The organism is Bacillus sp. FSL R9-9530, from assembly GCF_038008145.1.
Taxonomy (GTDB): Bacteria; Bacillota; Bacilli; order Bacillales; family Bacillaceae_G; genus Bacillus_A; species Bacillus_A mycoides.
Map to the genome: position 1 here is coordinate 5,123,713 of NZ_JBBOYO010000001.1, position 24,041 is coordinate 5,147,753.

The window sequence follows — 24,041 nt, forward strand, 5'->3', positions numbered from 1 at the left end:
TTTATTATGAAGCAATCTCACCAGTTTTTACATCATCTTGATTGTACGTATCCTGATCTAATTCACCAAGCCATTTACTAGAAATAAGACCAGCTGTCATAGAACCACTTACGTTAAGAGCTGTACGACCCATATCGATTAATGGTTCAACTGAGATAACAAGAGCGACAATGCCGATTGGTAAGTTCATTGTAGATAGTACGATTAACGCTGCGAATGTTGCACCGCCACCAACACCGGCAACACCGAATGAGCTAATAGCAACGACAGCGATTAAAGTTAAAATGAATTGTGGTTGTAATGGATCAATTCCTACAGTTGGAGCGACCATCATAGCAAGCATTGCTGGATAAATACCTGCGCAACCGTTTTGACCGATAGATACCCCAAAGGATGCAGCGAAGTTAGCGATTCCTTCAGAAATACCAAGCTTTTCTTTTTGAGCTTCAATATTTAATGGCATTGCACCAGCACTAGAGCGAGATGTGAATGCAAATGTTAATACAGGGAACACTTTTTTCAAATATTGAATTGGATTTAAACCAGATAATGCGATTAATAATAAGTGAATGATAAACATTACGATAAGAGCTACGTAAGATGCTAACACGAAGTTACCAAGTTTTAAAATAGCGTTAATATCGCTACCAGCAACTGTCTTTGCCATAAGAGCTAATACGCCGTATGGAGTAAGACGTAAAATTAATGTTACCATACGCATTACGATTGCATATACAGCATCAAGCATTTTCTTAAATAGCTCTGCTTGTTCTGGATATTTTCGTTTTACACCTATAAAGGCAATCCCGATAAAGGCTGCAAATATTACAACAGAAATTGTTGATGTTGGACGAGCACCTGTTAAATCAAGAAAAGGATTCGTAGGCAACAGTTCTAACAATTTGTCTGGAATTGTTGTCTTTTCAATAGAAGTAAATCTTTCTTCTACTAATTTCAGACGAGCAGATTCTGCATCACCTTGTTGTAAACCTGTTGCTGATACATCAAATCCTGCGCTTGCAGCTATACCGACAGCTGCGGCAATTCCTGTAGTAAGAATTAAAATTCCGATAATAAGACCACTGATTTTACCAAGGTTTTTCGTTAATTGTAATTTTGTAAATGCTGAAATAATAGATACTAAAATAAGTGGCATAACGATCATTTGAAGTAATTTCACATAACCGTTACCAATTAAACTAAACCAGGTATTTGATTCGATAATTACTTTAGAAGTAGGTTCATAAATAAATTGTAATATAAGACCAAAGATAATTCCGACTCCTAAAGCAGTAAATACACGTTTATTAAAAGATACATGCTTACGTTGCATATAATACAATACGCCAACTAAAATGAGCATGACTGTGATGTTAATCCCGACAAGCAGTGTATTCATGTTGATTCCCCCTAATTCCAATGTGTTATATAGAATATAAGGTAATAAAACCTATAAGTCAACTAGGGAATTACGGAATTAAAAAAAAGATGGCAATTTGCCATCTCTTAATGCCCAGCTCCAGGGACAAGTAAAAATGTTGTGTACCATGTAAATCCGATGAAGAAAACGGTTAAATATGCCCCGAATACGTATATATACATACGCTCTGTTAATTTTAAATAACTTAAAAGTACGAAGAATCCTGTTTGTCCTAAAAATAGTAGTGCGGTCGAATGCATATCCCCTACGTAAAACATAACCGAGAAAATTCCAGTCCAAAAGCCGAGAACGCGAAACATGCGCTCCATGCCATCTCCCTCCTTTTCTAAAAAAAGTAAAACCTCTTTTCATTATAGTTTATTTTTCTAACTATTGTAAATATTCATTTATATAAAAAAGAAGCCAATTATAATATTGACTTCTTCTTAGTTGAAAAACTAAATTTGAACTTTATCCCGCTATTTGTGGGCAGTAAAACTCCCACCTCAAAATTCGGCTTGAGCAAAGAAGTTAGGTGGGAGATCAACTGCCCGTAAACCCCCACTGATTAAAGTTTCACTTTATAGTTACAAGATTTGCATCCATCTAGTAGACTATCGTTTCGTGTTAATTCCACGTTCGGGAATAGGATTTCAAAAATCCCCTTCATCATATCTCCGTGCATATTACAAATTTCAGTCGGATGATGCGCAGCAACTTCTTTAAATGGGCAATTGTGTACATCATAGAAAATTTTTGTGCCATCTGTACTTAATTCAAAAGCAGGGGATAAGCCAGCTGTTGAGAATGCTTCTTTTGCGATTAGCATTTTTTGTTCTATCGTCAATGCTTCTGCACTTACATTTAAGCGATGCATATGTTGTTGCATTAATTCTTTGCCGAATTGTTTTCCTGTTTCATATAGCGCTTTTTCACCGGCGCTACCTAAGCTTAGTAGTGAATTAAATGCTATCTGTGCTAATAATTGATAATCGCGAAATGGGAATTGTAACTGGATGACATCTTGAGACAGGACGTATAGTCTGCTTGGTCTGCCGCCTTTCCCAGTTTTTTTTGTTTCTGATTTGAGCATATTAACATCTTCTAATTTTGATAAATGTAAACGCGCCACGTTTGGATGAATGTTAAACTCATCTGCAATTTCTTGTACAGTTACGTAATTATGTTTTTGCGAAATATATTTATAAATGTAATAACGAGTAGGGTCAGATAACACACCTGTAATTTTTAAAGCTTGTTCCATGAGGATCTCCACCTTTATCACTTTATCCAAGATATTAACATTATAATACAGATAAACTTCTATATAGGTAATTTCAGACAATAGTTCAGAAATTGTTCATAATTTCACAAACATATTTTTCCTTTTTCTCTTAGTGAAAATACAAAATCTCTAATTTTTCTTGTGCATTTTTTTATGATATATACATAGTGAGGAGGGAAACTTGATGAATAGTGTCGAGCTTTTTGCAAATATGATTATGAAAGAAGCTTGTAGGGTGCAAGCATCGGACTTACATATTGTGCCCAGGCAGAAGGATGTGGCGATTCAATTACGTATTGGAAAAGATTTAATTACGAAACGGTGTATTGAGAAAGAATTTGGAGAAAAGCTTGTTTCACACTTTAAATTTTTAGCATCAATGGATATAGGAGAGAGGAGAAAACCTCAAAATGGTTCGTTGTACTTACAAATTGATGGACAAGAAGTGTATTTACGCCTTTCAACACTTCCAACAGTATATCAAGAAAGTCTCGTTATTCGCCTCCATTTACAAGCATTTGTACAGCCACTGTCTCATCTTTCGTTATTTCCAAGTTCAGCGGAAAAATTACTCTCTTTTTTAAAGCATTCTCATGGGTTACTCGTATTTACTGGGCCAACTGGTTCTGGAAAAACAACAACAATGTATGCGTTATTAGAAGTAGCTAGAAAATGGCAAACACGTCGCATCATTACACTGGAAGATCCAGTTGAGCAAAGAAAAGACGGTTTATTACAAATTCAAATAAATGAAAAAGCTGGTATCACATATAAAACGGGATTAAAGGCTATTTTGCGTCATGATCCAGATATTATTTTAGTTGGCGAAATTCGTGATGAAGAAACAGCAAAAGTAGCTGTAAGGGCCAGTTTGACGGGACATTTAGTAATGACAACCTTGCATACAAATGATGCGAAAGGAGCGATACTACGATTTATGGATTATGGTATTACAAGGCAAGAAATTGAACAATCATTATTAGCAGTAGCTGCTCAGCGGCTCGTCGAATTAAAATGTCCATTTTGCAGAGGGAAGTGTGCAACTTTATGTAAATCAATGAGGAAAGTGAGACAGGCAAGCATTTATGAACTGTTATATGGATATGAATTAAAACAAGCGATTAAAGAAGCAAGTGGAGAACATGTTACGTATCACTATAAAACGTTGGAATCGTCGGTTCGAAAAGGGTATGCTTTAGGCTTTTTAGAAGAAGATGTATATGTTTAAGAGAAAATGGAGTTTAAGTGATCAAGCATTATTATGTAAAAGATTAAGTGATTTATTAGAGAAAGGTTACTCACTTTTGCAGGCGTTAGAATTTTTGCAGTTGCAACTACCATTAGGAAAGAAATTACAGTTACAGCGTATGATCGAGGGATTGAAAAATGGACAAAGTTTGCACGCTTCTTTTCACCAATTAATGTTTCACTCTGAGATGTTAAGTTATTTGTTTTATGCAGAGCGACATGGTGACATTTCTTTTGCTTTGCAACAAGGAAGCGTACTTCTTTACAAGAAAGATAAATATAGGAAAGATATGATGAAAGTAATGCGATATCCTATGTTTTTATCATTTTTTTTAATGATTATGCTTTCTGTTTTTAACCTCATTTTATTGCCTCAGTTTGAAATGATGTATAGTTCTTTACGTTCTACAGCACCACCACTTACGGAGCAAATTTTAGTTGCAATTAAATTATTACCCTACTTCATTTATATGATTGTTCTTATCGTTATAAAGGGATTTAGTATATATATATTTTATTTCCGAAAACTTCCGCCTACTCAAAAGGTAAAGATTATGATCCGTATTCCCCTTATGAAAACATTTCTTATTTTAAATCATTCGCATTATTTTTCCACTCAATTAAGTGGTTTATTACACGGTGGATTGTCCGTACACGAAGCATTAACAATAATGATGAAGCAAAAGTATCATCCGTTCTTTCAGTATGAAGCAGACCGAATTGAGCGGCAATTAATTGCAGGAGAACCGTTACAATCTATTATTGATAAAAGCGGTTATTACGAGAAAGAACTTTCTTATATCATTACGCATGGACAAGCAAACGGTAATTTAGCAAATGAGCTTGGTGATTACAGTGAGCTCATTATTGAAAAGGTAGAACAAAAAATTAAACGTATGTTATTTGTGATTCAACCCATTTTATTTACATGTCTTGGGGTTATAGTCATTTTGATGTACTTAGCGATGATTATGCCGATGTTTCAAATGATGAATTCTATATAGGGGGCATTTACATGCAGAATGAGGAGGGTTTTACTCTTTTAGAAATGTTATTAGTTATGGTTGTCATAACTGTATTATTACTATTAATTATTCCAAATGTAGTTACACAGCGCTCATCCGTCCAAGGAAAAGGATGTGCAGCCTATGTGAAATCTATAGAAGCACAAATACAAGCATATCACTTGCAACATAATAAGATTCCATCAATAGAGGAACTTGAAACAGGAAAGTATATTACTTCAAAAACTTGCCCGAAAGGTGAACCAATCCATATTTCCGATGATGGTACGGTATCAGCTGGGAAATCGTGAAGCAAAAAGGTTTTACTCTTTTAGAAATGCTACTTGTCTTATTTGCTATTTCTGTACTGAGTGTTGTTACGCATTTTAACGTTACTTCATTACATGAAAAACAAAAAGTTGAGCAGTTTTTGAAACAGTTTTCAAATGATATTTTGTATATGCAGCAGTTAGCGATTAAGCGTCAAAAACATTATACGTTACGCTGGTTTAAAGAGAAACATATGTATTATATTTCGGAATCGGAGACAGACCTTTTAATTGTTAAGAGAGAATATGATAAAGATGTCCAAATGGATTTGCATACCTTTCCAAATCCAATGACATATAATCCGAGCGGGAATATTAATAGGGGTGGTACGATTTTACTTTCCTATCGAGGGTATAAATATGAGATTGTATTTCAGCTTGGAAGAGGGAGATTTACGTATCGTGAAGTGTCAAAAAGGATCAGTAATGGTTGAAATGGTTGTAGCGTTAAGTTTAATAATGATGGCGGTATCGTTATTGCTCCCGCAAACATTATTAATTATGCAAGAAAGAAAAAATATAAAAATGAGCTATAAAGCATTAATATTATTAAAAAAAGAAGCGGCCTTATTTAAGTATGAGAATGAGGAAAAGCGAGTAAAAGAGCAAGTCATAAAAGGAATTGTATATTACACATATTGGAGAGGAGATGAAGTTTGTACGATGTGGAAAGATAGGAGAGGAAAAGCGATGGAGCAATGCCTTTATGCAAAGGAAAAATAAAAAAGAAGCGGGATTTACATTAATAGAAATGATTGCATGTTTGTTGCTTTTATCAATGTTCTTTTTACTTTTACCGCGTCTTCATATTATGGGGATAGAAAATACACATTCAAAAGGATTAAATGACTGGGAGTGGGATGTGTTTTTAGGACAAATGCAATTAGAGTTTCGTGAAGTATCAAGTGGGAGGAAGATAGAGCTAGAAAACGGTGGGAATATTTTACGCTTCCAACTTCGTAATGGTGATCAGGTGACGTATGAAAAGTTGAATAGTAATTTAATAAGAAAAGTAAATATGCGCGGAAGGGAATTTATATTACAAAGGATTGAAGCGATTTCGTATAAATTAACACCTCATTTGTTATATATATATGTGAAAGATATAAGTGGTGAAATATATGAAGGCGTGGCTGTGCGCTATAGTGAAATTGAGATAGAAACATGAGAAAACAAGATGGATTTGTAATGCCAGGAACAATTATTTTTCTTATTTTATTCATTTCATTTTTGATGTACGAAACGAATATGTTACTTTCGGATAAAAAATTTTATTCTGAAATAGAACAAAGTTTTTTCATGGAGGAACTTGTTGATCGAGCTATTTCAGATATAAAAAGAGACTTACATCAAAAAGAAAAAGAGGATGTTTTTTTATTTCAGTATGAAAGAGGAGAAGTGAGTGGAAAGTACGTCTTTGAAAATGATGTTATTATCATTTCGTTGCAATGTGTTACAAAACAGAGAGTTTTCTATACAGTGAGCTTTCGGTATAGGGAAAAGGATAATAAAATATTTGATTGGGTAGAAGGATAATATGTAAAAGAACCATGAGTTTCTATTGTGGAGGGAGTCAATTTCTTTGAGGAAAGGGATAAGAATGATGGTCAAAAGTTTAAATTTTCTCAAAAAAGAGAAAGGTAGAAAGAATATGATATATTCATGCTATCCAATCATTTTTTTCTAGGGAGATAAGGAAATGACAAACAACAATCAAATAGGTGAAAATAAGGAACAAACTATTTTTGATCATAAAGGAAATACGATTATGACAGAGGATAGGGAAATACAAATTATTTCAAAATTCGAAGAACCTCTTATTGTCGTATTAGCAAATGTATTAAGTGATGAAGAGTGCGCTGAATTGATTGAATTGTCTAAAAGTAATATGAAACGTTCTAAAGTTGGTTCATCACGTGATGTAAATGATATTCGAACGAGTAGTGGTGCATTTTTGGAAGAGAATGAACTTACTTCGAAGATTGAAAAACGAATTTCATCTATCACGAATGTTCCTGTAGCGCATGGAGAAGGATTGCACATTTTAAATTATGAAGTGGATCAAGAATATAAAGCGCACTATGATTATTTTGCAGAACATAGCAGGTCAGCTGCTAATAATCGTATAAGTACTCTTGTGATGTACTTAAATGATGTAGAAGAAGGCGGGGAAACATTCTTTCCGAAATTAAATCTTTCTGTACACCCTAGAAAGGGAATGGCAGTATACTTTGAGTATTTTTATCAAGATCAATTACTAAATGAGCTTACGTTACATGGAGGAGCACCTGTAACGAAAGGTGAGAAATGGATTGCAACGCAGTGGGTGAGAAGAGGTACTTATAAGTAAAAGTGAGCCAGCTTGTTTGATTACGAGAAAATAGTGAGTATGTTACGTTTTGTTCTTCATAGCATAAGAAGAACAAAACGTTTTTTTATTAAATAAAGTAACATCTTTCGTTATAATAACAAATAATAACGGATGATTGAGAGGAACGAAAATGAAATCTATATACATAACTGGCTATATGGGAGCCGGGAAAACAACAATTGGAAAAGTGTTAAGTAAAGAACTTCATATGGATGTTGTAGATACAGACCAAAAAATTGAAGAGAAGCAAGAGAAGGCAATTCGTGATATTTTTGCCGAAGAAGGCGAAATGGCTTTTCGGGAATATGAAAGTGAAATGTTACGTTCACTACCGGTTCAGAATGTAATTATTACAACGGGTGGAGGGATTATTGAACGAGCGGAAAATCGAAAGTGGATGAAGGAAAATGGAACTGTTGTGTATTTATATTGCGATCCACATGTAATTGCAGAAAGGCTTCGTGAAGATACGACACGTCCACTATTTCAGAAGAAAGATATAGATGCATTTATAACGAAATTTGAATCGCGCCGAGCTTATTATGAAGAGGCTGATATTCATATCGATACGACAAATAAGTCGGTAAAGCAAATTATGAATGAATTAAAGCAAAAGATTAATGAATAAAAAAGTGGACATACTAATCAAGTAGAGGTGATGATAATATGTCTACTAATGATTATGTACGCTTTGTGACACAGCAATTTGTGTCATATATGGATGCTCCAAAAGAGGATCGAAAACAACAGAAACAACAACGTCGTGCGGAGAAAGAGCCATTCTTAAATAAATGGTTTGGTGTTATGCCACTGAGCGCTGCTTTGTTTTATCGAAATGTAAAAAATAAAAGAAAAAAATCAAGCTAACTTTTTCGTAATATGTCTGGCAAAATAAAGATCCCCTAGTGCAACAAGCTGCTAGGGGATCTTTATTTATTGTTGCACAGATTCTTTTTCTTCAGTAACCGCATGTATCTTATTATTTACCCATACAAATCCTATTCCGATGCAAATAGAAATACCCCAGCCAACAGCGGTCATAATAGCTCTCATTTCACCATATCCATCTACACCGAAAACAGAGATGAAATAGATTTTCAAGAAGCTTTTTAATATAAATTGAAGGCCGAAAAATAGTGTTAAATATTGCAGTGCTGGATATATACGACTATCACGATAAAGCTCACGACTTTTATCACGATCATGACCTTGCAGTGCTGAAATATCCGCTGCGAAATATAACATAAGTGGTTTTTTTATAAAGATTGTACATATAACGATGCAGCCAAGTACGATATGATAATATGCATCATTCCATAGCATTCGTTCCGCTGATCCAGATATTAAGTCTACCGTTGTATTAGAAATGAGTGTAATTAAAATAAAGAACCCTGTAACGTTAAACTGTTTTTCTTTTTTAAAGGTATACAGTGTATAAATAATCCCCGGAACAGAGGAAATTAACATTGCGTAATAAGGATCGATATAAGGTTTTGCAAATTTCCAAATGAGGAATGGGAATACGAGATAAAAGACAAGATCTAATATAGCTTTTTTATTTTGATTCATACAAATCCTCCTTAAGTCATACATATATTTTATAATATAATTTCTGAAAATTGTATAAGGTTTAATAAAAAAAAGAAAAGTAGATGATTAGTAGATTAAAAAAATTGTCCCTAGCGTAGTAAGTTTTTTTAGTATATAATAAAGGAAACGCTTTCATTTTTTGATTTGTTCACAAAATGGATGGAAAATCACATATTTACTATTGATATGTTACTTTATAATGAAACTAATTAAATATACATGCATACAATATTGTGAAATAAATAACATAAATAATCTATATAAATGTAAACGTTATCAAAAGAGAGGTGGAGACAATGAGTAAATTTTTCTTCAATCATAATCCAGCAACATTAGAGGATGGAAGACTGGTTAAGTATGCTGAAATTATTTATGGAGAAGGTGGCCGTTCTGTATTAGAAAATTTAATGGTGAAGGCATCTATCAGATTACGTGATCGTTATCCGAATAAATCTGACGAACAGATCTCGAACCTCGTAAATCAAGGCATCCATGATATGTTTCAAAAATACGTGAATGAGTAAGAGCAGCTACTGGCTGCTCTTATTTTTTTGTATAAGGATTGTGCCTCTAGCTGAAAATAAAGATGCATTTTGAAACATGCAAAAAGGAGGCGAAAAAGATGAGTAATGGAATTGGTCGTTCAAAAGAGAATCTTCCAACTGATGCAAACCATGTAAGTGCAAAGGATCGTGCATATCAGAAACGTATGACAGAGAAAAAACAGCAAGAGCGTAATGAAGATAGAGAATAGGCTGGGAACATATCTTAAAAGAAGCTCCTTCAATCTGAAGGAGCTTTCTTTAAGATAGAAAATGATTTGCGGTAACATAAAAGAGACCACCGTTTATAATTTGTATTGTAATGCGTGGTTCGTATTGTTCTTGTAATGCTTGCTTTTCAATTTCATAGCTTTCTGGAAGTTCATCGCTATCTTCGTAAAATCGATTTAAAAGGTCTAAATCGTGATTCCAACGCACTCTCGCTTCTTTTGCCCACGTATGGTCATCTTCTGCGATTATATTTTTTAAAGCATCCTCTATACGTTGTAAGCCACTTTGTGGCTTAATGATAGGTGAGAGGGTAAAACAAAAGTCAGGTATTTTCGGTGTGAGTTTGATCTCTGCTAAAGTGTCATGAAAGTTTGCAATCATTGTCCCGGAAATAAGATGAATACCGATGGAATGAAGTATGTCTTTTTTTCGGTCGCATTGATAAGATACTTTTATATTTACACCAAGCCAAGGATGAAGGGGGGTATGAGTTGCACCGCTATGTTTCACTTCCTCATATAAACGTATGTATGAACCTAGTTCTTTTGTTGTTTCAAATATTTGATGCAAACGGGGTGAACCGTAATGAATAAGTTCACCGTCGTTTTCTTCGTTTTCTGGATTTGTAATAAGAGTAAGGCGCATCGGGTTCGGAACGCCTCCTGTTTTTTCAAGATAGTGCCAATAGAAAGGGCGGTTCATTAATAATTTATCCATTTCAATTGTTAACTGTACGTCTAATAGGTGAGGGGAACGTTCTAAAATTTCGCAGTTATTCGCCTCAAAAAAATTATATAAGTAATTATGAATTTCATTTTGCTGCATAGTCCTGCACCTCTGCTTCATTGCGCTTCGCAAAATCGATAATAGATGTTAAATTTTCCATCTTGATTCGAATTTCACCTTCGCTTTTTGACTGCGCGAAAATTTCTTGAATATGCGCATCAATATTTTTCATGTTGATTCTCGTTAAAATTTCATCGAGTTCACCGATTACACGTTCAAATAAATTAATTTTTTCATATAGTAGTTTTAAAATGTGCTCTTCAACAGTGTGCTTTGTTGCTAAGTTATAAATGTGAACATCATTTTTTTGTCCCAGACGGTGAATACGTCCAATCCTTTGCTCGAGTCGCATTGGATTCCACGGTAAGTCGTAATTAATCATATGGCTACAAAATTGTAAGTTAATTCCTTCACCACCAGCTTCGGTCGCAATTAATACTTGGGCATGATTTTGGAAAAGCTCCTTCATCCAATCTTTCTTCCCGCGCTTAAATCCACCGCGAAATGGAACAGAGGAAATGCCATGTTGTTGTAAGAACCATTGTAAATACATTTGTGAAGCTCTATATTCAGTGAAGATAATGACTTTATCGTCAACTTCTTTTATAAGCTCTAGTGCTTTATTTGCTTTGGAGTTGAACGGAATATGATTAATTTTGTCCATCAGCACATCAATATGTGGGTCCTTTATGTAGTGCTCATTTTCTTTCTGTCTTTTTTCTACATGTTTTTTTAATGAATAGTAAACAGCTTCACGACTACTACATGCTTCCCGTTTTAAAGTTAAGGATGAGAAAGCAGATGTGACGGCATCTTGTCCACGCCAATTTTCAATTTCATTATACAAAGCTTGTTCTTCTTCATTGAATTCAACGAAGATTGTTCGTACATGCCTCTTCGGCCAATCAATGCCAGTGTTATTGCGTCTATTTCGAACCATTACTTTATTGATAAGAGCTTTTAAATCTTCATCGGATTCAGTGGAACGATTTTTGGAAGCGTAATATTCTTCAAAATTAGATTGATTGCCTAAATGACCTGGTTTTAATAAAGAAACGAGGTTGAAGATTTCATCGATTTTATTTTGAACAGGAGTTGCAGTTAGTAATAAACAAAACTTCTTTTTTAATCGCTGTGCAAATTCATAGTTTTTTGTTTTATTATTTTTTAGTTTATGTGCTTCATCGATAATAATAAGGTCATACTCTAGGTTTAAAACGATATCGCGATGCGGTGAACGTTTCGCAGTATCGATTGATGAAACGATGACATCAGCTTGTTCCCAAGAATAACTTTTCTTTTGAGCGACCGCAGGAATAAAAAATTTTGTGTTTAGTTCATACGCCCACTGAGATACGAGAGAAGCTGGAACGAGAATGAGTACCTTTTTTACAAGTCCTCGAACCATATATTCTTTTAAAATAAGTCCAGCTTCAATCGTTTTTCCAAGTCCGACTTCGTCTGCTAGAATCGCTTTACCATTCATTTGTTCAATGACATTTTGAGCGACCTCTAATTGATGTGGAAGCGGCGTGAAATGTGATAAATGTTTCGGTGCTTGCAATCCATCAAAAGTAGGGACGAGTAACGATTTCTCTGTTTTATAAGCTAAATGATATAAATCCCAATTTGTCCAAGGACCATCTTCATCAATTCTTTTTAAAAAATTGTTTTGCCACGTTCGATCTACGGAAATATCGACATTCATTAAGACTCTCCCACCTTTTATAAACTAAAGTGATTATTTAAAAAATCTTTATTATAAGCCTCGTAATAAGGCGCTATCACAATTACTAAAAGTTAAAGAATAGGCAATGATAAAGGGCTAAATTTCAAAATTTGTATTTAATAAGATTAAGAATGAAAAATTCTAAATTATTTTTTATGCTAGAATATTGATGAAATATAGCGAATAATGTTAGGATAATGGTGTGAAATGTGTGGAATCTTTCGTATTTTATCCAAGAAAGTAACTTTTTATTTACGCTTTCATAAAAAAATATACTGAGATTCCGTATAACCTTATCTTTTCAGAATGAAAATGTTTAGATATGGGAAGCAACTTTTATTGATTTGTCAGAGCATAAGGGGGAAAGAGCATGATTACATTACAACGTACACCGTTATTTGATGTATACGCGAAGTATGGTGGGAAAACAGTCGACTTCGGTGGTTGGGAATTACCAGTTCAATTTTCAAGCATTAAAGAGGAACATGAAGCTGTACGTACAGGAGCAGGTTTGTTCGATGTATCTCATATGGGAGAAGTAGAGGTAAAAGGTGTAGATAGTTTAGCATTTTTACAACGTGTTGTTACAAATGACGTATCTACCTTAAAGGTAGGGGGCGCACAATATACAGCTATGTGCTATGAAAATGGTGGCACAGTAGATGATTTATTAATCTACAAACGTGGTGAAGAAGACTATTTATTAGTAATCAATGCATCAAATATCGAGAAAGATTACGAATGGTTAGCTAGCCATGTAATTGGCGATGCGAAAGTAGTCAATGTTTCTAGTGAAGTTGCGCAGCTTGCAATTCAAGGACCAAAAGCAGAAGGCATTTTACAAAAAGTTGTGTCAGAAGATTTAAAAGAAATTAAGTTCTTTAAATTTAAAAATAATATTCTTGTAGATGGAATTCCTGCACTTGTATCTCGTACAGGTTACACAGGTGAAGATGGATTCGAAATTTACTGTAAGAGTGAAGATGCAGCAAAACTTTGGGAGAAACTTCTTGAAGTGGGAGCAGAAGAGGGCTTAAAACCATGTGGCTTAGGTGCTCGTGATACACTTCGCTTCGAAGCAACACTTCCGTTATACGGACAAGAGTTATCAAAAGATATTACACCGATTGAAGCGGGAATTGGCTTTGCGGTAAAACCAAATAAAGAAGCAGATTTCTTTGGAAAAGAAACGTTAAAAGAGCAAAAAGAAAACGGTGCATCTCGTAAATTAGTCGGCATCGAAGTAATCGAACGCGGTATTCCTCGTACGCATTACCCTGTATTTATAGGAGAAGAAAAAATCGGGGAAGTAACGAGTGGTACACAATCTCCAACGTTAAAGAAAAGCATTGGTTTAGCACTAATTGATGTAAAATACGCAGCAGTTGATACAGAAGTAGAAATTGAAATTCGTAATAAACGCGTCAAAGCAGTAGTTGTTCCAACACCATTTTATAAACGTTCAAAGTAACGGGGAGAGGGGTAGATTTCATGTTGCATCGTTATCTTCCAATGACAGAAGAAGACAAAAAAGAAATGTTACAAACAATCGGCGTTCAAACGATTGATGAGTTATTCTCTGATATTCCAGAGAGTGTTCGTTTTAAAGGGGATTTAAAAATTAAAGAAGCAAAATCAGAGCCAGAGCTTTTAAAAGAGCTATCTCAAATGGCTAGCAAAAATGCGAACTTAAAAGAATATGCTTCTTTCTTAGGAGCAGGTGTATACGATCATTACGCTCCAGTAATTGTTGATCATGTTATTTCTCGTTCAGAGTTTTATACAGCTTACACACCATACCAACCAGAAATTTCACAAGGGGAATTACAAGCAATTTTTGAATTCCAAACAATGATTTGTGAATTAACAGGAATGGATGTAGCAAACTCTTCTATGTATGACGGAGGTACAGCTTTAGCTGAAGCGGCAATGCTAGCAGCTGGTCATACTCGTAAAAAGAAAATTCTTGTATCTAAGGCAGTTCATCCAGAATCAAGAGCAGTACTTGAAACATATGCAAAAGGTCAAAATCTTGAAGTTGTTGAAATTGATCATAAAAACGGTGTAACAGATTTAGAAGTATTACAAAGTGAAGTAGATGATACAGTTGCTTGTGTAATCGTTCAATATCCAAACTTCTTCGGACAAGTGGAAAAGTTAGCTGATATCGAAAAAATCGTTCATCAACAAAAATCATTATTTATCGTTTCTTCAAATCCATTATCATTAGGCGCATTAACACCGCCAGGAAAATTCGGTGCTGATGTTGTAATCGGTGATGCACAACCATTCGGTATCCCAACGCAGTTTGGTGGACCGCACTGTGGTTACTTTGCAACAACGAAAGCATTTATGCGTAAAATTCCAGGACGTCTTGTCGGACAAACTGTAGATTCAGATGGTAAACGTGGATTTGTATTAACGTTACAAGCACGTGAACAGCATATTCGTCGTGATAAAGCGACGTCTAACATTTGTTCAAACCAAGCGTTAAATGCATTAGCAGCTTCTGTTGCAATGACGGCACTTGGCAAACAAGGTGTAAAAGAAATGGCACGTCAAAACATTTCTAAAGCACAATATGCGAAACGTCAATTTGAAGCGAAAGGTTTCACAGTAACGTTCGCTGGACCATTCTTTAATGAATTTGTTGTAGATTGTAAACGTCCAGTTAAAGAAATAAATGATGTATTAATACAAAAGAATATTATCGGTGGTTACGACCTAGGCCGTGATTATAAAGAGCATGAAGACCATATGCTTGTAGCGGTAACAGAGCTTCGTACAAAAGAGGAAATTGACACACTTGTAAACGAAATGGGGGCTATCCAATGAAGAACCAAGACCAAGCACTTATTTTTGAAGTGACTAAAGAAGGACGCGTAGGATATAGCTTACCCAAATTAGATGTAGAAGAAGTAAAATTAGAAGATGTGTTTGAGAGTGATTATATTCGAGTAGAAGATGCAGAGCTTCCAGAAGTATCTGAACTTGATATTATGCGCCATTACACAGCGCTTTCAAACCGTAACCACGGTGTGGATTCTGGATTCTATCCACTTGGGTCTTGTACGATGAAATATAATCCGAAAATTAATGAAAACGTAGCTCGTTTCGCAGGCTTTGCAAATATTCATCCACTTCAAGATGAAAAAACAGTGCAAGGTGCAATGGAATTAATGTATGACTTACAAGAACATTTAATTGAAATTACAGGTATGGATACTGTTACGTTACAACCAGCAGCTGGTGCACACGGAGAATGGACAGGATTAATGTTGATTCGTGCATATCATGAAGCGAACGGTGACTTTAACCGTACGAAAGTAATTGTTCCTGACTCTGCTCACGGAACAAACCCGGCGTCTGCAACAGTAGCTGGTTTTGAAACAATTACGGTGAAATCAAATGAACATGGTCTTGTTGACTTAGATGATTTAAAACGTGTTGTAAACGAAGAAACAGCAGCACTTATGTTAACAAATCCAAATACATTAGGCCTATTCGAAGAAAATATTTTAGAAATGGCAGAAATCGTCCATAACGCAGGCGGTAAATTATACTATGATGGTGCAAACTTAAATGCGGTATTAAGCCAAGCACGCCCAGGAGATATGGGATTTGACGTTGTGCATTTAAACCTTCATAAAACATTTACAGGTCCGCATGGCGGCGGTGGTCCAGGTTCTGGTCCAGTAGGTGTGAAAGCTGATTTAATTCCGTACTTACCAAAGCCGATTTTAGAGAAAACGGAAAATGGCTATCACTTTAACTATGATCGTCCAGAAGCAATTGGGCGTGTGAAACCATTCTATGGTAACTTCGGAATTAACGTTCGTGCATACACATATATTCGTTCTATGGGCCCAGATGGCTTGCGTGCAGTAACTGAGTATGCTGTATTAAATGCGAACTATATGATGAGAAGATTAGCACCATTCTATGATCTTCCGTTCGATAGACATTGCAAGCATGAATTCGTATTGTCAGGTCGTCGTCAAAAGAAACTTGGTGTACGTACATTAGATATTGCAAAACGTCTGCTTGATTTCGGTTACCATCCACCAACAATTTACTTCCCATTAAATGTGGAAGAATGTATTATGATTGAGCCAACAGAAACAGAATCAAAAGAAACATTAGATGGTTTCATTGATAAGATGATTCAAATTGCTAAAGAGGTAGAAGAAAATCCAGAAGTTGTACAAGAAGCACCACATACAACAGTAATAAAACGTTTAGATGAAACATTGGCTGCTCGTAAACCAGTTTTACGTTATGAAAAGCTAGCACCTGTACAAGTGTGATTGGAAAAAAAAGAACTCGCTACATGCGGGTTCTTTTTTTTGCAAAATTGGTGTGGCTAGAATGAAAAAAATGTTAAAAATTTATATTTTTTGTTTCATATTGCTGTAAAGATGCGGTTTTATAGGTGATTTTGTTGAAAAAGTCGGTTTGATAAAAGTATTTATTTTTGTTAGAATTTTATTGAAATTAAGAAGATGTGATGAGGTAGAAATTACTCATTTTTATGTATATGTGAAAAAACGAGCAAGACGGGGGTGGAAGCGTGGGATATCGATGTTATAGAATGGTATACCATTTAGAAAATGGAGAAACAATTAAAGATGTAAAAGAATTTTGTTACCGAGACCAAGGGAAAGTGTTAGAAAGAGTAGCGCACCGTGTAATGGATAATAGAGAAGTGACAGCGATTGATAAACAAGGAACAATCATTTCAATAGCGTGTGAGGACATTGTAAAGGTAGAACTTGATTACATAACAGAAAGTTAACCTTGAGTCATATCGAATTATTCGATACAATATACTGTTGAATGGTGAAGAGAGAAGAGAGGAGTTTATCATGGGTAATACACGACACTTTTATATGTTTATTTTAGCGTTTGTTCTTGTTGTGGCGTTAACGATTTATTTAATTGTTGATAGCAGCTGGTACAATACAGTTCATCCAGCATTCCTTCTTTTTATGTATGTAGGAATTGCGGTTGTTAGTTTCGGAATGAGAGACGAAATGTTAGATCGCTTTGAAAAGTGATACATATACGAAAGACCAACAGGAAAATGTTGGTCTTTTTTTCTTGCCGAAAATAGGATGGTGTGTATATACTGTGTATATAAGGTATATACAGTATATACACACTGGAGGAAAACATGAATATTATTATTTCGAATTCTTCCCAAGACCCTATTTATGTGCAAATAAGAAAACAATTAAGCCAGCTTATTTTAAATGGTGGTTTAAAGGGTGGAGACCAATTACCGTCTATTCGTAGCTTAGCGAAGGAATTACAAATTAGTGTAATTACAACGAAGCGTGCGTACGAGGAGCTTGAAAAAGAAGGATATATAGAAACTGTTGCTGGGAAAGGGACTTATGTTTCACGTAAAAATAATGAACTACTAAAAGAACAAAGGCTTCGTTTATTGGAAAGTAAAGTGGAAGAGGTTGTAAATGAAAGTAAAGCGTTGCAGCTTTCACTTGAAGATTTACAGCAGATGATTGCGTGTTTATATGAGGGGGAATAAGGGATGTTAGAGCTAAAAAACGTTTGTAAAAGTTATCAAGATTTCTCAGTGAAAAATGTAAGTTTTACATTACCACGAGGATATATTATGGGATTTGTTGGACCGAATGGAGCTGGGAAAAGTACGACGATCAAAATGATTATGAATTTAATTAGAAAAGATAGCGGCGATATAAAAGTTTTTGGCAAGGACAATAAGAAAGCCGAAAAGGAAATAAAACAAAATATCGGTTTTGTATATGATGAAAATCATTATTACGAAGATTTAACGTGTGAACAAATGAAGCGTATTATTGCACCATTATATAAAAAGTGGGACGAAGAGCAATACAAATCGTATATGCACAGATTACAAGTTCCGAAGTATAAAAAAATTAAAGAACTCTCAAAAGGGATGAAAATGAAATTTGCGATTGCCATTGCACTTTCACATCACGCGGAGTTTATCATTATGGATGAACCGACAGCAGGATTAGATCCAGTTGTTCGAAGTGAATTACTTGATATTTTGCAAGAAATTGTAATGGAAGATGAAGTATCCGTATTATTCTCAACGCACATTACAACAGACTTAGAGCGCATCGCAGATTATATTACGTTCATTAACGATGGAGAAATTATATTTACTGGTGAGAAAGATGAATTAATGGAGAATTACGTAATCGTAAAGGGGAGCAATGATTTATTGGATCGAGAAGGAAAAGAGTTATTCGTTGGCTTACGCAAAAATAAATTCGGATTTGAAGGACTCGCAAAGGAAAAACAAGCAATTATAGATTGGTTTGGAAATGAGGTTGTACTAGAAAAACCTACATTAGATGATATCATCGTTTACACTGCGAAAGGGAGAGGTGCCTATGCGTCAGCTCATATATAAAGATTTGTTCTTTTTTAGGGTAACGTGGTTAGTGAATCTAATTGTGCCTCTTGTATTATTTATGTTAGATCCAAGTGGTGAATTGTTATTTTCGATGAGTTGTCTATTTATAACTCTTTCTTCCGTTATGACGTTAACTTTTATGGATGAAAGGAATAACAGTGACATTATTATAAATAGTTTACCGGTAAGCCGAAAGGATATCATAATTGCTAGATATGTTTCCAGTGCAATATTTATTGTTGGTGGCATACTCTCTACGATGTTAGTTGTTTTTCTTGTAAGAGGCATTGTGGTCATTGGTGATATCGGTACCTATCATCCGAATCTATACATTGAAATTCCATGGTATGAAGTAATAAATGGAGCTGTTTACGCCGTATTTTTTGTTGTAACATTCTTTCCTAGTTATTATGTTACAAGGTCAAAGATAGCACGAAGTATAGTGTCAGGAGCATCAATGGTAGTTGGTGGAATTGCTTGGATATTCATAGGAGATGGATTGGATGAAACAACACCTTCATTCATTGAGTGGATTATGAATCCAGTGCATATCGGTGTATTTATAGTTGGAGGAATTATATTAGCTAGTGTCTATATCGCTTCTATGTTTCTTACAATTAAAATTTATGAAACGCGTGATTTATAGAGAGGGGAATTCATATGCAACAGTTGATTTTGAAGGAGTTTTTCTTACAGAAGAAGATGTTTCCTTTCTATTTTTTAATACCTATTTTATCTGTTTTTAGAAATTCCGTAGAACCGATGGGGATTGCAATAGGATTATTTATAACATGTAGTACGATTATATATATTTCTTTTTATTATGACGAGAAAAGTAAAATAGAAAAAGTATTAGTGAGTTTGCCGATAATGAGAAAAGAGATAGTTATAGCTAAATATATTTCAAGCACATTATTTATTATAGTCGGTTTGAGCATAACTTCTATAGTCGTAATATTAGGAAATATTTTGTTGAACAGAGATATAGTTATTCCTGGATATGCAATATTTTCAGCAATAGTAGCAACTTTGATTTATTGTGTAGTAACGATACCTACTAATTACATTGGAGGATATAAAGCTATTACTGTCTTGAATGTGATTATGATTTTTCCTTTAATGGGTATGATTGGCCTTATGTGCAATATTTTTGGTGATGAAATAATTATGTTAAAAGTACTCCACTCTCAAGAGGCTACACTAGCAATGAGTGTTCTTGGTATCGGAGTGTTAGTAAGTATAGTCATATCAATGTTTCTCTCAATGAAAATGTTTCAGGAGGCAGAGTTATAGAAGAGGCTCTTTTCATACTAGGAGGTGTAAAACATGATCAAGCAATTAATTTTAAAAGATTTCATCATTCAATGGAAATTTTTAATTTGGTACATATTGTATCCTGTTTTCTTTTATATGGCTTTAACAGATACGGAAAATCTGTTCATAATTATGTCAGTAATTATTACAATTGGGGCAACAGTAAAAACATTTGAAGCAGATAGTAAAAATGAGAGTGAAGTTATAGTAAGTAGTTTGCCAATATTCAGAAAACAAATTGTGTATGCGAAATATATAGTAGCAATTATTATTCTCTTTATAAGCGTAACGGTCGGTTGTTTCACGATGGGAATGAAGAATGGGGTTAACCTATTCGAATTTATTGAAACGACAATGGTTGCTAGTATTAGCTTTATTTTAGTGTATTTAAGCTTTGTTTTACCGATATCGTTTTGGCTAGGGTATAAAAAAACTATTTTTATTACGATAGTAATAGTCATGGCGCCGATTGTTATTTTAGAAACTTTGTTTCAAATCAACCTGGAACAAATTCAACTATACAACAGCGTGTTATTCGTTAGTTCAATTTGCATGTTCATAGTATCTATCTTCGTTTCAGTGAAATTGTATGAGAAGAGAGAATTTTAAAAGGTGCCTCGTAAAAGGCACCTTCTTCAATAACGGCAATACGAGAGCAAAAGTTTATAAACAGAAAGGCTATTAGGCACATCTTTCGGAGTATGTAATATAAAGCTGAAAACGATAACGAAAATGAGAAAGAGGAAAAATAAAAATAGGATCTGCTTATGTATAGAATTTTGCATATAACCCACTCCTTTTTTAGGTAGTATGTCCAAAAGAAAGAAGGATATGAAAAATTTTAGGAGGGAGAATGATGAACAAAAGAAAGTGGTTATATAGAATTGGGGTATTTTTATTTTCAATTGGTCTCATAATAGCAAATTTTTACTCGGATATACCACCGCCATTTCCTAATTTGCATAAAGGGATTGGTATAAGTATTGTCATAGCTGGTCTGCTTTGTCTGATCGCATCAAATTTCTATAGAAAATCAGAATGAATATAAAGTGAAACTTTAATCAGTGGGGGTCTTACTGCCCGTTAATGCGGGATAAAAAAGGACAGTTACTTCTTTTCAGAAGAACTGTCCTTTTTAAATAACTTGTTCCATAGCTTGGCGATACTCCATATAATCACGATTGTAATGGAGGCAATAATTGACCAAGCGATAGATGCAATTTCAAGTGCCATGTTAGGAAGGAATGTAAGAATGGATAATACTTTATGAAACAGCCATTCTATTATATGAAAACTTATTTGTAATAGAATGACGATCCCGAGTGTAATCCATGCTAACATTTGTTTTCCTTCTTCTTTCCACATGACATTCACCTCACGTTAGCCTAATAATTTTAAGCCAACAGCGCCGCACAGAATGCAGCTTAAGAAGGCAAGGCGACGCCAATCCGCTGACTCGCGGAAAATAAGAATACCGAGAAGTGCACTTCCGGCAGTTCCGATTCCAGTCCAAATTGCGTAAGCAGTTCCCATCGGTAATGTATTCATTGCAAGAGATAAGAAGAAGAAACTTACGCCAAAGTTAGCGATTAAAATAACTTTTGGTGCCCAGCCTTTCTTTTCAGTGGCTACTTTCATAAAGAGTACACCAACAATTTCACAAATACCAGCTAGAATTAAAAATACCCAAGCCATTTTATGCGGCCTCCTTCGCTTCTTTTTCTTCTGTTACTCGTTTTAAACCGATTACTCCGAAGAAGATTAAACCGATTAATAATACTTTTACGATAGAGAAAGGTTCTCCGAAGATGAAAATCTCTGTAAGAACGATTCCACCAGCTCCAATTCCTGTAAAGACTGCGTATACAGTGCCGACAGGTAAATCTTTATATGCTCTAAATAATAAGACGAAACTAATTGTAATTAATAGAGCAACACCAGCCCATTCAAGTGGTGCCTCCGCTTTTTTAAGTCCAATAACCCAAAAGATTTCAATAATACCAGCTATGATTACATAAATCCATGCCATATGTCATCTCTCCTTCCTACCAGTCGTTAGGTAAAGGGCTTAAAAACGACGCATTGCAAAGGAGCAATCCGTCAGTTTGAAAGTCCGCGCCAAAATACTTTCCAAGAAGCTTCTAAACGTGTCTCAAAACGATTTAAACCTGCGTATAGTAGTTCAACCATAAGGCCGTCAAGTAAGCATAAAAAAGCCTCCAAAGCATCTTTTACTTCAATGTTATGCAGTTCATCTTGTTCGCTTGCTCTTTTAAACACAGGGAATAAAAGTTTTCCGACATTTTCAATGTGTACATTCGCTTTATCAATAATTTGTTCGCGAAATGCATCCGGCGGAAAATAAGAAGTTCGTAACCAAAACATTGATTCTTCACTTTCACCAAATCGTTTTGCATAACCTTTTAACAGATTTACTAGCAATTCTTCAGTAGACGATTTTGAAAAATTTTCGATATCGTCAGTGAAGCTTTGTAAATCTTTTTGAAGAGCGGATTCTAAGCATGTAAAATATAGCTCTTCTTTTCCTTTAAAGTGTGCGTAAATCGATGGTTTTTTAATCCCAACTTCTTGAGCAATATTTGCTAATGAAGTTCCTTCGTAGCCGTAGCGCGCGAAATGAGAAAGTGCTACAGCTTTAATGCGGTTTGCTGTCATTTTCATCCCCTACCTACCGTTCGTTAGGTTCATTATATGAGATAAAAAATATAAAGTCAATAGGTGAAGAACTGAAAAAAGAGTGCTATGGTTGGCACTCTTTTCTAGACTGTTTTTCGCTCAATTAAATGGAATGAAAGTTCTTCTGAGTTTCCAATAATGTGTTCGTTTTGTATCTGTTTATGAAATAAAGAAAAAGCACGTGATCCCATTGTGAGCCCGGGATGCTCAATAGTTGTAATTTCTAATGCTTTTGAAATTTCATGGTTATCAAATCCCAGGATAGCGAGGTCTTCAGGTATGCGAATGCCATGTTTTTTTGCCTCTGTTAATAAACCAGCGGCTACTTGATCGTTCGCTGTGAAAATAGCGGTTGGACGATTTTTCATGTTTAAAATACGATGAAGTATTTTTGCCCCGTCCTGCATCGTATAACATTGATGGAAAATCCAATCAGGGTGTACTGTTTTTCCTTCGTGACGGAGAGTGTCGGCGAAAGCTTTTTCACGCTCGATTGAATTAACACTTGTTTTTCTTGCTAAACAAATGCCGATTTTTTCATGACCTTTACTGAGTAAATAGGAAGTACCAAGGCGGAATCCTTCGTAATGATCTACATAGACAGATGAAATGAGGGGATGGTTCATTTTTTCACATGAAATAATAGGGGCAAATTTTGCGAACGGTTCAATTTGTTCCCATGAACTCGTGCGAGAGCAAATAATCATCCCGTCAAATTGTTTCATTTTCATCATTTCAAGAACGCGAATTTCTTCAATACTATCGTAATTCGTTTGGCATAAATTAATATGATATCCAGCTGCTAACGCTTCGTTTCCGATTCCTTCAATGATCGTGCTAAAGTACGGAAGATTAATAAAAGGTAGCATAACGCCAATTGTATATGTTTTACCCTTTATTAAATGGATAGCATTTATATTTTTTGCATAGTTCAATTCTTCAACTGCATCTAAAACACGCTTACGTTTTTCCTCTTTTACGTAAGGATGATTATTAAGGACACGAGAAACAGTTGATATAGATACACCAGCAGTTTTTGCAATTTGTTTTATATTGGCCATATGTATC

Annotated in this window: 34 protein-coding genes and 1 pseudogene; 23 read left to right on the top strand and 12 right to left on the bottom strand. The window is 34.9% G+C overall.

Annotated features, from left to right (window positions below):
* Window positions 1-4 precede the first annotated feature (4 nt).
* The 3 genes from MKX66_RS25980 to MKX66_RS25990 form a co-directional block, all read right to left on the bottom strand.
* Window positions 5-1,399 carry an L-cystine transporter gene (locus MKX66_RS25980; RefSeq protein WP_002138338.1) on the bottom strand — a complete coding sequence of 465 codons (1,395 nt, stop codon included), beginning with the start codon at window positions 1,397-1,399 and terminating at the stop codon, window positions 5-7.
* Window positions 1,400-1,506: 107 nt separating this feature from the next.
* The gene (locus MKX66_RS25985; protein WP_002015110.1) at window positions 1,507-1,749 is read right to left on the bottom strand and encodes a DUF2626 domain-containing protein; all 243 of its coding nucleotides are present in this window, start codon (window positions 1,747-1,749) and stop codon (window positions 1,507-1,509) included.
* A gap of 239 nt (window positions 1,750-1,988) precedes the next feature.
* Complete coding sequence (locus MKX66_RS25990; RefSeq protein WP_002014995.1) at window positions 1,989-2,684, bottom strand: helix-turn-helix transcriptional regulator; 696 nt, start codon at window positions 2,682-2,684, stop codon at window positions 1,989-1,991.
* 205 nt (window positions 2,685-2,889) lie between these two features.
* Here MKX66_RS25990 and comGA point away from each other — a divergent pair, with 205 nt between their 5' ends.
* The 10 genes from comGA to MKX66_RS26040 all read left to right on the top strand — a co-directional run bounded on the left by comGA (window position 2,890) and on the right by MKX66_RS26040 (window position 8,524).
* A complete protein-coding gene (gene comGA, locus MKX66_RS25995) occupies window positions 2,890-3,933 on the top strand; it encodes a competence type IV pilus ATPase ComGA (protein WP_341087420.1) in 1,044 nt (347 codons plus the stop codon).
* Window positions 3,920-4,957: a competence type IV pilus assembly protein ComGB gene (gene comGB / locus MKX66_RS26000; protein ID WP_275900885.1), complete on the top strand. Its 1,038-nt coding sequence runs from the start codon at window positions 3,920-3,922 to the stop codon at window positions 4,955-4,957. Before comGA ends, comGB begins: the two co-directional genes overlap by 14 nt.
* Window positions 4,958-4,968: 11 nt before the next feature.
* The gene (gene comGC / locus MKX66_RS26005) at window positions 4,969-5,268 is read left to right on the top strand and encodes a competence type IV pilus major pilin ComGC (RefSeq protein WP_002088623.1); all 300 of its coding nucleotides are present in this window, start codon (window positions 4,969-4,971) and stop codon (window positions 5,266-5,268) included.
* Window positions 5,265-5,720, top strand: a complete 456-nt coding sequence (gene comGD / locus MKX66_RS26010; protein WP_002088622.1) for a competence type IV pilus minor pilin ComGD — start codon at window positions 5,265-5,267, stop codon at window positions 5,718-5,720. The genes comGC and comGD overlap by 4 nt, the downstream gene beginning before the upstream one ends.
* The gene (locus MKX66_RS26015; RefSeq protein ID WP_002190667.1) at window positions 5,713-6,009 is read left to right on the top strand and encodes a hypothetical protein; all 297 of its coding nucleotides are present in this window, start codon (window positions 5,713-5,715) and stop codon (window positions 6,007-6,009) included. The genes comGD and MKX66_RS26015 overlap by 8 nt, the downstream gene beginning before the upstream one ends.
* Window positions 5,993-6,454 (top strand): competence type IV pilus minor pilin ComGF, encoded by a 462-nt coding sequence (gene comGF / locus MKX66_RS26020; protein WP_002165076.1) that lies wholly within the window; start codon window positions 5,993-5,995, stop codon window positions 6,452-6,454. The genes MKX66_RS26015 and comGF overlap by 17 nt, the downstream gene beginning before the upstream one ends.
* Window positions 6,451-6,822, top strand: a complete 372-nt coding sequence (comGG, locus tag MKX66_RS26025) for a competence type IV pilus minor pilin ComGG (protein ID WP_002143127.1) — start codon at window positions 6,451-6,453, stop codon at window positions 6,820-6,822. The genes comGF and comGG overlap by 4 nt, the downstream gene beginning before the upstream one ends.
* Before the next feature lie 163 nt (window positions 6,823-6,985).
* Window positions 6,986-7,636 (top strand): 2OG-Fe(II) oxygenase, encoded by a 651-nt coding sequence (locus tag MKX66_RS26030; protein WP_002138329.1) that lies wholly within the window; start codon window positions 6,986-6,988, stop codon window positions 7,634-7,636.
* A 151-nt stretch (window positions 7,637-7,787) separates the two neighbouring features.
* Entirely contained in the window at window positions 7,788-8,285 is a 498-nt protein-coding gene (locus MKX66_RS26035; RefSeq protein ID WP_002129082.1) for a shikimate kinase, read from the top strand.
* A gap of 38 nt (window positions 8,286-8,323) precedes the next feature.
* Entirely contained in the window at window positions 8,324-8,524 is a 201-nt protein-coding gene (locus tag MKX66_RS26040; protein ID WP_002015009.1) for a YqzE family protein, read from the top strand.
* A gap of 66 nt (window positions 8,525-8,590) precedes the next feature.
* Here MKX66_RS26040 and MKX66_RS26045 read toward each other — a convergent pair whose 3' ends face one another.
* Together MKX66_RS26045 and MKX66_RS26050 are read right to left on the bottom strand one after the other, a co-directional pair.
* The gene (locus MKX66_RS26045) at window positions 8,591-9,226 is read right to left on the bottom strand and encodes a VC0807 family protein (RefSeq protein ID WP_002015010.1); all 636 of its coding nucleotides are present in this window, start codon (window positions 9,224-9,226) and stop codon (window positions 8,591-8,593) included.
* A 128-nt stretch (window positions 9,227-9,354) separates the two neighbouring features.
* Window positions 9,355-9,472, bottom strand: a pseudogene (locus tag MKX66_RS26050) (GTP pyrophosphokinase).
* A gap of 71 nt (window positions 9,473-9,543) precedes the next feature.
* Here MKX66_RS26050 and MKX66_RS26055 point away from each other — a divergent pair.
* Window positions 9,544-9,771, top strand: a complete 228-nt coding sequence (locus MKX66_RS26055) for a hypothetical protein (RefSeq protein WP_000032698.1) — start codon at window positions 9,544-9,546, stop codon at window positions 9,769-9,771.
* A 98-nt stretch (window positions 9,772-9,869) separates the two neighbouring features.
* Window positions 9,870-10,001, top strand: a complete 132-nt coding sequence (locus MKX66_RS26060; RefSeq protein WP_002088613.1) for a hypothetical protein — start codon at window positions 9,870-9,872, stop codon at window positions 9,999-10,001.
* A gap of 49 nt (window positions 10,002-10,050) precedes the next feature.
* On the opposite strand, the gene MKX66_RS26065 is transcribed toward MKX66_RS26060, so the two are convergent.
* Window positions 10,051-10,845, bottom strand: coding sequence for a YqhG family protein (locus MKX66_RS26065; protein WP_002138323.1), 795 nt, complete (start codon window positions 10,843-10,845; stop codon window positions 10,051-10,053).
* The gene (locus MKX66_RS26070) at window positions 10,832-12,514 is read right to left on the bottom strand and encodes a DEAD/DEAH box helicase (protein WP_002015016.1); all 1,683 of its coding nucleotides are present in this window, start codon (window positions 12,512-12,514) and stop codon (window positions 10,832-10,834) included. Before MKX66_RS26070 ends, MKX66_RS26065 begins: the two co-directional genes overlap by 14 nt.
* A gap of 391 nt (window positions 12,515-12,905) precedes the next feature.
* Between MKX66_RS26070 and gcvT the strand changes: the two genes are divergently transcribed.
* From gcvT to MKX66_RS26125, 11 genes are all read left to right on the top strand, one after another.
* Window positions 12,906-14,006 (top strand): glycine cleavage system aminomethyltransferase GcvT, encoded by a 1,101-nt coding sequence (gcvT, locus tag MKX66_RS26075; protein ID WP_002034013.1) that lies wholly within the window; start codon window positions 12,906-12,908, stop codon window positions 14,004-14,006.
* A 20-nt stretch (window positions 14,007-14,026) separates the two neighbouring features.
* Entirely contained in the window at window positions 14,027-15,370 is a 1,344-nt protein-coding gene (gcvPA, locus tag MKX66_RS26080) for an aminomethyl-transferring glycine dehydrogenase subunit 1 (protein WP_002034012.1), read from the top strand.
* A complete protein-coding gene (gcvPB, locus tag MKX66_RS26085) occupies window positions 15,367-16,842 on the top strand; it encodes an aminomethyl-transferring glycine dehydrogenase subunit 2 (protein ID WP_002122485.1) in 1,476 nt (491 codons plus the stop codon). The genes gcvPA and gcvPB overlap by 4 nt, the downstream gene beginning before the upstream one ends.
* Window positions 16,843-17,126: 284 nt before the next feature.
* On the top strand, window positions 17,127-17,330 hold the full coding sequence (locus MKX66_RS26090; RefSeq protein WP_000262495.1) for a DUF3929 family protein: 204 nt from the start codon (window positions 17,127-17,129) through the stop codon (window positions 17,328-17,330).
* 70 nt (window positions 17,331-17,400) lie between these two features.
* Window positions 17,401-17,592 (top strand): hypothetical protein, encoded by a 192-nt coding sequence (locus MKX66_RS26095; RefSeq protein WP_002088608.1) that lies wholly within the window; start codon window positions 17,401-17,403, stop codon window positions 17,590-17,592.
* Between the two features lie 116 nt (window positions 17,593-17,708).
* Window positions 17,709-18,083, top strand: a complete 375-nt coding sequence (locus tag MKX66_RS26100) for a GntR family transcriptional regulator (RefSeq protein WP_002015024.1) — start codon at window positions 17,709-17,711, stop codon at window positions 18,081-18,083.
* Between the two features lie 3 nt (window positions 18,084-18,086).
* Entirely contained in the window at window positions 18,087-18,959 is an 873-nt protein-coding gene (locus MKX66_RS26105; protein WP_215590178.1) for an ABC transporter ATP-binding protein, read from the top strand.
* On the top strand, window positions 18,940-19,608 hold the full coding sequence (locus MKX66_RS26110) for an ABC-2 transporter permease (RefSeq protein WP_002143120.1): 669 nt from the start codon (window positions 18,940-18,942) through the stop codon (window positions 19,606-19,608). Before MKX66_RS26105 ends, MKX66_RS26110 begins: the two co-directional genes overlap by 20 nt.
* Before the next feature lie 14 nt (window positions 19,609-19,622).
* Window positions 19,623-20,255: an ABC-2 transporter permease gene (locus MKX66_RS26115; RefSeq protein WP_002034007.1), complete on the top strand. Its 633-nt coding sequence runs from the start codon at window positions 19,623-19,625 to the stop codon at window positions 20,253-20,255.
* Between the two features lie 33 nt (window positions 20,256-20,288).
* On the top strand, window positions 20,289-20,885 hold the full coding sequence (locus tag MKX66_RS26120) for an ABC-2 transporter permease (protein ID WP_002034005.1): 597 nt from the start codon (window positions 20,289-20,291) through the stop codon (window positions 20,883-20,885).
* Between the two features lie 247 nt (window positions 20,886-21,132).
* A complete protein-coding gene (locus tag MKX66_RS26125; protein WP_033709420.1) occupies window positions 21,133-21,318 on the top strand; it encodes a hypothetical protein in 186 nt (61 codons plus the stop codon).
* A 65-nt stretch (window positions 21,319-21,383) separates the two neighbouring features.
* Here MKX66_RS26125 and MKX66_RS26130 read toward each other — a convergent pair whose 3' ends face one another.
* From MKX66_RS26130 to MKX66_RS26150, 5 genes are all read right to left on the bottom strand, one after another.
* Complete coding sequence (locus MKX66_RS26130; RefSeq protein WP_215590177.1) at window positions 21,384-21,641, bottom strand: DUF3975 family protein; 258 nt, start codon at window positions 21,639-21,641, stop codon at window positions 21,384-21,386.
* A gap of 15 nt (window positions 21,642-21,656) precedes the next feature.
* On the bottom strand, window positions 21,657-21,971 hold the full coding sequence (locus tag MKX66_RS26135; RefSeq protein WP_002015033.1) for a DMT family transporter: 315 nt from the start codon (window positions 21,969-21,971) through the stop codon (window positions 21,657-21,659).
* Window position 21,972: 1 nt separating this feature from the next.
* Window positions 21,973-22,305 carry a DMT family transporter gene (locus tag MKX66_RS26140; RefSeq protein WP_000312339.1) on the bottom strand — a complete coding sequence of 111 codons (333 nt, stop codon included), beginning with the start codon at window positions 22,303-22,305 and terminating at the stop codon, window positions 21,973-21,975.
* A gap of 71 nt (window positions 22,306-22,376) precedes the next feature.
* Window positions 22,377-22,958: a TetR/AcrR family transcriptional regulator gene (locus MKX66_RS26145; protein ID WP_002034003.1), complete on the bottom strand. Its 582-nt coding sequence runs from the start codon at window positions 22,956-22,958 to the stop codon at window positions 22,377-22,379.
* Between the two features lie 98 nt (window positions 22,959-23,056).
* On the bottom strand, window positions 23,057-24,034 hold the full coding sequence (locus MKX66_RS26150; RefSeq protein WP_002034002.1) for a LacI family DNA-binding transcriptional regulator: 978 nt from the start codon (window positions 24,032-24,034) through the stop codon (window positions 23,057-23,059).
* Between the last annotated feature and the right edge of the window lie 7 nt (window positions 24,035-24,041).

Coding starts and splice junctions, on each gene's coding strand:
- MKX66_RS25980 (WP_002138338.1), bottom strand. CDS start 1,399: ATGAATACACTGCTTGTCGGGATTAACATCACAGTCATGCTCATTTTA.
- MKX66_RS25985 (WP_002015110.1), bottom strand. CDS start 1,749: ATGGAGCGCATGTTTCGCGTTCTCGGCTTTTGGACTGGAATTTTCTCG.
- MKX66_RS25990 (WP_002014995.1), bottom strand. CDS start 2,684: ATGGAACAAGCTTTAAAAATTACAGGTGTGTTATCTGACCCTACTCGT.
- comGA (WP_341087420.1), top strand. CDS start 2,890: ATGAATAGTGTCGAGCTTTTTGCAAATATGATTATGAAAGAAGCTTGT.
- comGB (WP_275900885.1), top strand. CDS start 3,920: ATGTATATGTTTAAGAGAAAATGGAGTTTAAGTGATCAAGCATTATTA.
- comGC (WP_002088623.1), top strand. CDS start 4,969: ATGCAGAATGAGGAGGGTTTTACTCTTTTAGAAATGTTATTAGTTATG.
- MKX66_RS26015 (WP_002190667.1), top strand. CDS start 5,713: ATGGTTGAAATGGTTGTAGCGTTAAGTTTAATAATGATGGCGGTATCG.
- comGF (WP_002165076.1), top strand. CDS start 5,993: ATGCAAAGGAAAAATAAAAAAGAAGCGGGATTTACATTAATAGAAATG.
- comGG (WP_002143127.1), top strand. CDS start 6,451: ATGAGAAAACAAGATGGATTTGTAATGCCAGGAACAATTATTTTTCTT.
- MKX66_RS26030 (WP_002138329.1), top strand. CDS start 6,986: ATGACAAACAACAATCAAATAGGTGAAAATAAGGAACAAACTATTTTT.
- MKX66_RS26035 (WP_002129082.1), top strand. CDS start 7,788: ATGAAATCTATATACATAACTGGCTATATGGGAGCCGGGAAAACAACA.
- MKX66_RS26040 (WP_002015009.1), top strand. CDS start 8,324: ATGTCTACTAATGATTATGTACGCTTTGTGACACAGCAATTTGTGTCA.
- MKX66_RS26045 (WP_002015010.1), bottom strand. CDS start 9,226: ATGAATCAAAATAAAAAAGCTATATTAGATCTTGTCTTTTATCTCGTA.
- MKX66_RS26055 (WP_000032698.1), top strand. CDS start 9,544: ATGAGTAAATTTTTCTTCAATCATAATCCAGCAACATTAGAGGATGGA.
- MKX66_RS26060 (WP_002088613.1), top strand. CDS start 9,870: ATGAGTAATGGAATTGGTCGTTCAAAAGAGAATCTTCCAACTGATGCA.
- MKX66_RS26065 (WP_002138323.1), bottom strand. CDS start 10,845: ATGCAGCAAAATGAAATTCATAATTACTTATATAATTTTTTTGAGGCG.
- MKX66_RS26070 (WP_002015016.1), bottom strand. CDS start 12,514: ATGAATGTCGATATTTCCGTAGATCGAACGTGGCAAAACAATTTTTTA.
- gcvT (WP_002034013.1), top strand. CDS start 12,906: ATGATTACATTACAACGTACACCGTTATTTGATGTATACGCGAAGTAT.
- gcvPA (WP_002034012.1), top strand. CDS start 14,027: ATGTTGCATCGTTATCTTCCAATGACAGAAGAAGACAAAAAAGAAATG.
- gcvPB (WP_002122485.1), top strand. CDS start 15,367: ATGAAGAACCAAGACCAAGCACTTATTTTTGAAGTGACTAAAGAAGGA.
- MKX66_RS26090 (WP_000262495.1), top strand. CDS start 17,127: ATGGTATACCATTTAGAAAATGGAGAAACAATTAAAGATGTAAAAGAA.
- MKX66_RS26095 (WP_002088608.1), top strand. CDS start 17,401: ATGGGTAATACACGACACTTTTATATGTTTATTTTAGCGTTTGTTCTT.
- MKX66_RS26100 (WP_002015024.1), top strand. CDS start 17,709: ATGAATATTATTATTTCGAATTCTTCCCAAGACCCTATTTATGTGCAA.
- MKX66_RS26105 (WP_215590178.1), top strand. CDS start 18,087: ATGTTAGAGCTAAAAAACGTTTGTAAAAGTTATCAAGATTTCTCAGTG.
- MKX66_RS26110 (WP_002143120.1), top strand. CDS start 18,940: ATGCGTCAGCTCATATATAAAGATTTGTTCTTTTTTAGGGTAACGTGG.
- MKX66_RS26115 (WP_002034007.1), top strand. CDS start 19,623: ATGCAACAGTTGATTTTGAAGGAGTTTTTCTTACAGAAGAAGATGTTT.
- MKX66_RS26120 (WP_002034005.1), top strand. CDS start 20,289: ATGATCAAGCAATTAATTTTAAAAGATTTCATCATTCAATGGAAATTT.
- MKX66_RS26125 (WP_033709420.1), top strand. CDS start 21,133: ATGAACAAAAGAAAGTGGTTATATAGAATTGGGGTATTTTTATTTTCA.
- MKX66_RS26130 (WP_215590177.1), bottom strand. CDS start 21,641: ATGTGGAAAGAAGAAGGAAAACAAATGTTAGCATGGATTACACTCGGG.
- MKX66_RS26135 (WP_002015033.1), bottom strand. CDS start 21,971: ATGGCTTGGGTATTTTTAATTCTAGCTGGTATTTGTGAAATTGTTGGT.
- MKX66_RS26140 (WP_000312339.1), bottom strand. CDS start 22,305: ATGGCATGGATTTATGTAATCATAGCTGGTATTATTGAAATCTTTTGG.
- MKX66_RS26145 (WP_002034003.1), bottom strand. CDS start 22,958: ATGAAAATGACAGCAAACCGCATTAAAGCTGTAGCACTTTCTCATTTC.
- MKX66_RS26150 (WP_002034002.1), bottom strand. CDS start 24,034: ATGGCCAATATAAAACAAATTGCAAAAACTGCTGGTGTATCTATATCA.